Here is a 9,368-nt window from a genome sequence, read left to right as displayed (position 1 = left end):
AGCAAGGCCAAAACGTCTTCTTCCACAACCGCTCCGTCGCTGCCCAACATGGTCAAGATGGACGGAACCGATGCCCTCGCGCTGCCGCTAAATCTGACCGGATATGGAAATATCCGACTAAGCTACTACACGCGTGCTTCCTCCTATATAAGTGGAAGCGTGATGATTGAGTGGTCGAAGGACGGAGGTATTTCCTGGGCAACGCTGGAGACGTATGAACTTCCTCCAGGTACTCCGGATGTGAAGAACAAAGAGGGCAATACACTTAAAAGCTGGTCACTGGGTGCGGAAGCGAACAATAACAGTACAGTGAACATTCGTTTTCGGACAGGAGGTGTGATGCAGGCTAATATGTATATCGACAATGTTGCCATTTACGGTCAGGCCATCCCAGGCATAACGCCTGCCCCATCCCCTGTGCAGCCTGGAGAAGAAACTACTGAATTTACGCCACCGTCAGGAGTAACTTTATATGAGGATGTAGAGATTGGCATGGCTGGTGGGCGGGCAATGTATTCATCCATTGCGGTTTCCGAGACAGCGGCATCTGAACCGATGCCAGTTATGATCTATATCCATGGAGGTGGGTGGAATCACGGGGATCGGAAGCAGGCATTGAACTCCATATGCAATTATGTACTCAAACGCGGTTACATCGGTGTATCTCTGGACTACCGGCTGACATCTGAGGCTGCTTTCCCTGCCCAGATTCAGGATGTGAAGCTTGCTATCCGATATTTGCGAGCGAATGCAGCCCAGTACAATCTGGACCCGAGTCGTATCGGCGTCTGGGGCTCATCTGCGGGCGGCCATCTGGCTGCATTACTCGGGACAACAGGGGACGTGGTCGCCGGTGATACGGTAGTGCTCGATACAGGAGCAACGGTAGAGGTACCTGATCTTGAAGGTTCTGGCGGATGGCCTGAGTATTCGGATAAAGTGCAGGCTGTAGCCGACTGGTACGGACCTGCTGATTTTACGACGACATTTGCCAATAACTATAGCTCGGTAACGTCTCTCTTTGGCGGACATCGCGCATTCGATGTTCCGGAACAGGCCAGACTTGCCATGCCGGGCACGTATGCTTCACCAGATGATCCGCCGTTCTGGATTCGGCATGGCAATGCTGACGCCACTATTCCCTACACGGACAGCGTTACTTTTGCGGGACAGCTTCAATCCGCGGGTGTGCCGATTGTGGATCTGAAGATCGTACCGGGTCAGGGCCATGGGTTTACAGGAACGGCATCCGAGACGGCTAATGCAGAGGCGTGGGCCTTCCTGGATGAACATGTGAAGAACCGGGTCGTTACCGAGCCAATTATATTCAAAAGCAATGGAGAAGATACTTCACCTGAAGATGAAGAAGGTAAAGAAAAACGAGCGTTGCTTGAGAAGGTCATAGCCAGCAAGCTGCCAAGTGATGATGCGGCGATTGACAGCGGCAAGCCTGATCTGAATTTCAATCAGGCTACGGGATCTAGCACCGGATTACTGAGCATTTCCTCCACTTCATCCACCAAGAAATATGTGTATTTCAAGTTTGACATGACCGGAAATGAGCCTGAGACAGATCGGTATCGATTGCGGATTGCCGCGAAGAAAGGCACGGCGAATACGGATACGGAATTGTCCCTGTACGGTTTGGATGCAACGAACTGGAGCGAATCATCACTAACCTGGTCGAATGCGCCAGTCCAAATTCTCAACGAAAGTTCGCTGGTTGGCACATTCCAGGTCACAGCAGATCGTAGTGGAAGCCCGTCTGTCTATGAAGTGGATGTAACCAATTATGTGAAAAGTCGTCCAAATGCGGGGCAGTTTGCATTTCTGCTCGCGGATGCGGGGGCAACAGGTGTCTCCGTGAACGTATATACCAAAGAAGCCAACGGAACGAGCAATCCACGTCCGCAGTTATCTGTCGTTGCTTTAATAGAAGAGGGTAGTGATACCCAGTCACCGGAGTGGGAGCAGGGAGCGGAACTTGAGATTCGCAACTGGGGAATGAATTTTGCAGAACTGAGATGGCCTGCTGCCAGCGATGATACGGCTGTATCTGCCTACCGAATTTATCGGGATGGAGTTTTGCTGGCTGAACAAGGTAAGCAGTCATTCCGGGACAGCGGACTTACAGCCGGAACATCGTACACGTTTCAAGTGAGAGCGATTGACGAGGCAGGCAACGTCAGCAGTGATCTATCCACCGATATAGCCACTCTTGTCGTTCCGGTAACGTCTCTGCCTGTGGCTTCCGTCTCGGCAAGCGGCAGCGACGGCAACCTGCCGATCAATACCATCGACAATAACAGCTATACACGCTGGTCTGTTGCCGGAGAGGGGCAATGGATCACATTTGATCTCGAGCAGGTATTGCAAGTTGGCTATGTTGGGATTAGTTTGTACAAAGGGGATGTCCGAAAGACCTTCTTAGAGATAGAAACGTCTGTTGACGGTGAGCATTGGACCCAGGTATTCAGCGGAGAAAGTAGTGGGGATACAACAGAAATGCAGGCTCTTGATATCCCGGACACTTTTGCACGTTATGTACGGATCACCGGGCATGGCAATTCCGATGCTAGTATTTATACGAGTCTGACCGATGTGCATCTGTATGCGCCTTTTGCAGGGGGAGGAACGCCGGTTGCCCTGATTCCATACATCGTGCCACAACCACCTGAGGGGACGATGCCATTTATTGCCCCAGGTCTGACGGAAACAGATGGCACACCACATGTTGTCCATGCTCCACATGCCGTGACTGGACGTACAATTGATGTACGGGATTATGGAGCAGATTCGGCTGACAATACGAGCGATGACCGCCCCGCTATACAGGCTGCCATGGATGAGGCCAACGTCGGTGATGAAGTGTTTTTACCCAATGGAGTATACAATTTGTTATCCGGGCCGGATGGAACCACCAATCTGATGCTTAAATCCGGGGTAAACCTGCGAGGTGAGAGCCGTGAAGGAACCCTGCTCAAGACATCGCTGGATCAGGTGACCGGCAGCACCGTCCTGAAAGCAGCGGCTCAGCACAGTATTCTCGTATCCAACATGACCCTAACTTCATCCTGGTCAGGCAGCTACACGACCGATCACCAATCCAATAATCCCTCCGCAGGCGGGCCGGATAGCATGATTCACATCGCAAGCTATGGTGAGGCTCCATCCTATGACATTACAATCGACAGCGTGATTGTGGAGAAATTCAAACGAATGGCTATCCGCATCGAACATAGCCGTGATGTCGTGGTGAAGGATGCAACATTCCGCAATGCGACAGATCTGGGCCCGGGGGGTTCAGGATACGGAATTTCCATTCAAGGGACGGCCAAGACGGATCGACTAGGCTTTGACAATGATACGTTATGGAATGTGGTGGAGGACAGCACATTTAAGGGTCCTTATCTCAGACATGGAGCATTGATCCAGTTTGTGGCTCATAATAACGTGCTGCGTGGCAATACATTTAACGGAACGAAGCTGGATGCCATCGATCTTCATGGTGAACTGGAGTATTTGAATGAAATCTCCGGCAATGTGATTACGGATGTGCTGACAGGTGCAGGGATTGGACTCGGCAATACCGGAGGTTCAGCACCTAGCAACCATAGCAAGTCAGGCAAAGGAAACTACATTCATGACAACACAATCACGAATAGCCAAATTGGCATTTCGGTAATTATGGGCACCCCTGATACAGTAATCGAGGATAATCTCATCGAGAATACAACCACGATTGCAGATGCGGCAGGAATTAAAGTACTGAACGGACCAGGCACGATGATTCGCGGTAATGTGATCCAGAACAATACCGGCAGCAATTACTGGGGTGTGCGGCTTGAGCGTGACAAAGGCGACGCTGGAGCAGGTAATGTTGGCGAAGGAAACCCCGAGAATGTGCGGATTGAAAATAACCGTATCGAAGGTAATACGAACGGAATCGGACTCTTCGCCGGGGTTGGCATTGTGCTGAAGGACAATATACTGAGTAACTTGAATGAGGATTATTACAAGGCGGCGGGTGTGACGGAAACGGAGTTGTGAAATTCGGAAAAGCAGCACGGCAACAGTGAATGGTGAGACACTTGAAATTGATGCCCCAGCCATGATCCAAAACAGTCGCACACTTGTGCCGGTACGTTTTATCTTTGAAGGACTGGGGCTGACCGTGGATTGGAATCAATCCGCTGCACAAATGAGTCTTATATCCAAATAAAAGTATTTCCGGTCGAGCAACGTTGTTCTATGGAGAATGAGAAAAGGGATTCGATGGTCAGATCGAATCCCTTTTTGCTTCGCTTTTCCGGCAGAAGGAATCATAAATTTCACATGCTATATTTACTTTGCCGAGAAAAGCATACGTATGATAACAAAATAGATAATACAAAAACAATAATTAGAATACTAAAAGAGGTTATTTCAGAAACAGGGGTAGGTTTGAATAATTGAAATCTACCTTTAAAATCAAAAATGTCATGGGCTATTACGGAAATAATGTTACGAATATCATATTTTCCAAGCACGGGAACTATAAAATCGTATACAAAAAATAGAATGACAGGTATAAGAGCAGATTTAAATAAAATACCCAGTAGAAAACCGATTGATGCAAAGATGAGGCTTATCATTAAACTGAATAAAAGTTGAACAATTAAGTTGTTATGATCTAGGCTAGTATTGAATCTTGCTAAAATGTCATTAGGAATTTCATTGATAAGTTGTTGGTGGAACAAATATCCTGCCATGAATGAAACGAGTGTTGTCGTAACAAAAATAATTAAAACTCCTAAATATAAGGAGAGTAATTTTGATGTAATTAATTTTGATGAAGACATTTGAGTTGCTTTTATTCTAATCGTTTTATATTTATAATCATAAGAAGCTATATATATAGAATAAATCACAAAAATAATTGGGAAAAAAACAAATGTCATCCATTCTAAAGTATTTGTGATAATTGAACTATTTTTGAGTAATCCTATAGCATCACCTGCCTCAGCTAAACGATAACGTACAGGATTATCCACAACTTGTTCGGAACCAGTGCCACTGATATTTATTGGCATATCTAGCATTTTATCAACGTCCATACCTTCTTCTTTATACAAATTATAAGTTTTAACATATAGCTCATAAGAACTCGCAGCCTTTGATTTTAAGTTATATATATTGAGTAAAGAAATGAAGACAGAAATAATTACAACGATCCATATTATGTGAGAATACCATTGGTATTTCAATTCTTTTTTTGTACTATTTAATGTAACGTTTGTAGATGTCATTCAATCCTTCCCCCTCTTGAAGTTTGAAATCTTTGATTTGGATCGCAGATTGATCATGAATTAAGATTAGATCGTCTATGATGGAAGTGTAATACTCAAAATGATGTCCTATTGCTACAATTGTGGTATCTCCTGACAATGTTTCTAATATAATTTTGAGGTCGATCAGCGTATCATGATCTAATCCATTGGAAGCTTCATCTAGAAATAAGTATTTTGGCTTAGTTACCAAAGCGATCATTAGACTTAATTTTTTTCTTTGTCCCAGAGAATAAGATTTAACTTTATTTTTTAGAATTTCCGGTTTAAGAAAATGTGGCATTAATATATTATGATTTTTTTCATGTATTTTGTTAGATGTTTGATTAGATAATAATTCTAAATTTTGAAGCCCCGTTAAATTGTGATAAAGAGGACTATTATCATAAACAACCAAGACCTGTTCTCTAACTTTTTCTAAAGGTTGATCATTATATTTAATTTCACCATGATAATTTTCGAGATTTAAAAGACATTTTAGTAAAGTGCTTTTTCCAGAACCATTAGGCCCTGAAATAAATGTAATTTTATTTTCGGGAATTTGTAATTCTATATTATTGAAAACAACTTGTTTTTTATATTCTTTTGATAGTTTAGATATAGTTATCATAGTTGTCACCTCTCATAACTGAAAACAACGACCATTGTAAATGGTCGTTGTTTTCAGTTGTTATAAGTATTTTAGTAGTTAGTAGCTGTTCCATCTTTGAACACTTTAATGTAATCAGAAAAGTCAGACTCGTAGACATTTACATCTCCCCAAGGAGTGACTACTCCGGCTCCGATGGTAGTTTTAGAAAGATAGATATGGTAAGAAGCAGCAGACGAAGATTGCTTGGTTATCCCTCCTTTTTTAACAGTATTTGGAAATACAAACCCTGAATCTTGGCTACCACTACTCGATGTAATTTGAGTTGCGTTTGCAGTCCAATCTACCACCGCATCGGACCAAGCGAGAAAACTACCTCTAGATAATTTTACTGAATAAGGGGAAGCAGCTGCCGCTAATGAGCTAACATTGTCACCACTAATATTCTTCTTAATTACTTGACTAAGTGTAGCATTGTTTGCTGCTTCAATTACTTCAAGTTGATCCGGAGTGAGGTCCTGAACACCCGAAGCGAAAATTGGGGAAACAGAGAATAATAAACTTAAAGCCAAAGCACCTGATGCAAATTTTGGTAAAATGCGCGATAATTTCATTCAAAAACATCCTATATAATTATAATACTTTTAAACATTACCAAATAAAATGACAAAAGTATACATTTATTTGTAAAAAAAATAATTTTTGTAATTTGTTTATCTAAGATTCATTAAAGGTTTGTCTCTAGCATTTCTCATGTGATTTCTGAATAATTCCTGCGCCCATAATAAAAGATGGATTATATACTTCAATCTCCCGGCAAATAAGCTATAATACAAAGCAGATCATTATAAACGTCATTAGCATAAATGAAGGAGGAATATCTTGATGAAGCTCCAATACGGCAGACCCGCACGAGTTTGGACGGAAGCGCTTCCAGTCGGGAACGGCAGACTGGGTGGAATGGTATACGGCACGGTAGAACAGGAAACGATCCAGTTAAATGAGGATACGTTATGGTCCGGTTTTCCCCGAGACAACAATAATCCGGGAGCCCTGGAGCATTTGCCTGAGATTCGTAAACTGATTCAGGAACAGCGTTATGTCGAAGCTGATGCATTGAGCAAACAAATGATGGGAGCTTACACCGAATCCTATCTGCCGCTTGGTTATTTGCATATTCGCATGGAACATGGGAACAGCCATCAAGCCTATAGCAGAGAGCTGGATCTCGATGAAGCCATCGCACGTACAACATACAAGGTTGGGGAAACCCGGTACACACGTGAAGTATTTGCTTCGCATCCACATCAGGTGATTGTGATCCGTCTGACTTCGAGCACACCGGGACTGCTTAGTTTCCGTACGCAGATGGACAGCCCGTTGCGTGCATCCCTCTCCGTATCTGAACATCAGACGGTTATGCGCGGAATTGCTCCTGAGCATGTTGCACCATCGTATACCAACGTAGACCATCCTATTGTATATGGAGAAGAGGGCAATACGGAGGCGATGTCATTTGAAGCGAGAATTCACGTCAGTCTGGAGGGAGGCAGCAGCCGGGTGGATGGAAGCGGCCTGCATGTTACCAATGCTACAACGGCTACACTGTGGGTGAGTGCGGCAACCAGCTTCAGCGGATATGATCGTTCACCGGGGAAAAACGGACAAGACCCAGCCCCGATCACACAGGAGACTATTCGCCAAGCTTCCTTACTAGATTACGAAGAGCTGCGTCAAGCTCACGTGGAAGACTACCAGAATCTATATCACCGGGTTGAACTGCATCTGGAAGGGGATCGTGCCCCTGAAGAGCTGTCAACCGATCAACGGATTGAACAATACGGCGGCAGTGACCGTGGACTTGTTGAACTTTTGTTCCAGTATGGACGGTATTTGTTAATCTCCAGTTCACGGCCCGGCTCGCAGGCAGCCAACCTGCAGGGCATATGGAACAAGGAGACACGGGCACCATGGAGCAGCAATTATACTTTGAATATTAATGCCGAGATGAACTACTGGCCTGCGGAGACAAGTAATCTGGCAGAATGCCATGAACCACTGCTGAAACTGATTGGTCAATTGGCGGAGAACGGAAAGACAACCGCAGCAGTCAATTATGGAGCGCGCGGTTGGACAGCCCACCATAATACGGATATCTGGGCCCAGACCTGCCCTGTTGGGGACTTTGGTGACGGTGATCCGTCGTGGGTCATGTGGCCGTTGGGTGGCGTATGGCTTGCCCAGCATATGTGGGAGCATTACACCTTCGGACAAGATGAATATTATCTGAGGGAACAGGCTTATCCGATTATGAAAGAAGCTGCACGGTTCGGGCTGGATTGGTTACATGAGAACAAGGATGGACATCTGATCACATCTCCTTCAACGTCTCCTGAGCACAAATTCCGTACTGCAGATGGTATGGCAGCCGTAAGTGCGGCGGCTTCTATGGACCTTGAACTTATGTGGGATGTATTCACGAATTGTATCGATGCCATAGCCATTCTGGAGATGGACGAAGAATTCAGGCAGGAGCTTGTCCAGGCGCGTGAACGCTTGTTGCCGCTCCAGATTGGTAACCGTGGTCAATTGCAGGAATGGTCCGTGGACTTCGAAGATGAGGATGTGCATCATCGTCATGTATCCCATCTGTTTGGTGTATTCCCGGGACGTCAGTTGACTGCTGAGAAGACACCAGAATTATTTGAGGCTGCCCGGCGTTCATTAGAGCTGCGCGGGGATGGAGGCACCGGCTGGAGTCTGGGCTGGAAGATTGGATTATGGGCTCGTTTCCGTGACGGCAATCGTTCACTCCAATTGATCCACAATTTACTGAATCTGGTGAGAGAAGATGAGAAGCGTCCATCTCAGAAGGGCGGGGTGTACCCGAACTTGTTTGATGCACATCCGCCGTTCCAGATCGATGGTAATTTCGCGGCAACTGCGGGCATACTGGAGATGTTGCTGCAATCCCACGAAGATCAGTTGGAGTTGTTGCCGGCACTACCGGATGCTTGGCCGGACGGGAATGTGAAAGGCGTGCGCGCCCGAGGCGGATTCGAAGTAAACATGCATTGGGCCCAGGGTCAGTTAATGGAGGCCGAGGTCTTATCTGAGCAGGGGAATACATGTACAATCCGAATTCACGGGTCACGTCCATTCGGCATATTTACAGTGGATGGTTCGACAGTGAAAGTTGACTCGGCGAATGTGGAGAAGGGCGTATACACCTTCCAGACCTCTCCTGATGAGCGATATCGAATCGTACCTGATCCAGCGTAACAGGGTCATGGATTGGGAATAGCAGAATTACAACTGTATATCTATATAGTTATGGGTCACACTTTTTCTGGTTAACAGAGAAGGTGTGACCTTTTTGGTCTGGTTTAATATTCCAGTATGTGCTGTTATCCGAAGCATGAGCATCGGTACCAAAATTAGTTTGGTTGTTA

Annotated in this window: 6 protein-coding genes; 3 read left to right on the top strand and 3 right to left on the bottom strand. The window is 45.5% G+C overall.

Annotation, left to right across the window (positions count from 1 at the left end; translation table 11 throughout):
* A partial coding sequence (locus C0Q44_RS17330) for a CBM96 family carbohydrate-binding protein (RefSeq protein WP_105408469.1) occupies nucleotides 1–4,050 on the top strand: 4,050 nt, incomplete at its 5' end.
* Nucleotide 4,051: 1 nt separating this feature from the next.
* The gene (locus C0Q44_RS17325; RefSeq protein WP_374955112.1) at nucleotides 4,052–4,222 is read left to right on the top strand and encodes a copper amine oxidase N-terminal domain-containing protein; all 171 of its coding nucleotides are present in this window, start codon (nucleotides 4,052–4,054) and stop codon (nucleotides 4,220–4,222) included.
* Nucleotides 4,223–4,331: 109 nt separating this feature from the next.
* On the opposite strand, the gene C0Q44_RS17320 is transcribed toward C0Q44_RS17325, so the two are convergent.
* From C0Q44_RS17320 to C0Q44_RS17310, 3 genes are all read right to left on the bottom strand, one after another.
* A complete protein-coding gene (locus C0Q44_RS17320) occupies nucleotides 4,332–5,288 on the bottom strand; it encodes an ABC transporter permease subunit (RefSeq protein WP_105408468.1) in 957 nt (318 codons plus the stop codon).
* On the bottom strand, nucleotides 5,260–5,937 hold the full coding sequence (locus C0Q44_RS17315) for an ATP-binding cassette domain-containing protein (protein ID WP_105408467.1): 678 nt from the start codon (nucleotides 5,935–5,937) through the stop codon (nucleotides 5,260–5,262). The genes C0Q44_RS17320 and C0Q44_RS17315 overlap by 29 nt, the downstream gene beginning before the upstream one ends.
* 71 nt (nucleotides 5,938–6,008) lie before the next feature.
* Entirely contained in the window at nucleotides 6,009–6,530 is a 522-nt protein-coding gene (locus C0Q44_RS17310; RefSeq protein ID WP_105408466.1) for a hypothetical protein, read from the bottom strand.
* Between the two features lie 271 nt (nucleotides 6,531–6,801).
* Between C0Q44_RS17310 and C0Q44_RS17305 the strand changes: the two genes are divergently transcribed.
* The gene (locus C0Q44_RS17305) at nucleotides 6,802–9,198 is read left to right on the top strand and encodes a glycoside hydrolase family 95 protein (RefSeq protein ID WP_105408465.1); all 2,397 of its coding nucleotides are present in this window, start codon (nucleotides 6,802–6,804) and stop codon (nucleotides 9,196–9,198) included.
* The last annotated feature ends 170 nt before the right edge of the window (nucleotides 9,199–9,368 follow it).

Source organism: Paenibacillus sp. PCH8 (genome assembly GCF_002968835.1).
Classification (GTDB): Bacteria; Bacillota; Bacilli; order Paenibacillales; family Paenibacillaceae; genus Paenibacillus.
The sequence above is the reverse complement of the archived record's forward strand: the minus strand, read 5'-3'. Positions and strand labels throughout refer to the sequence as shown.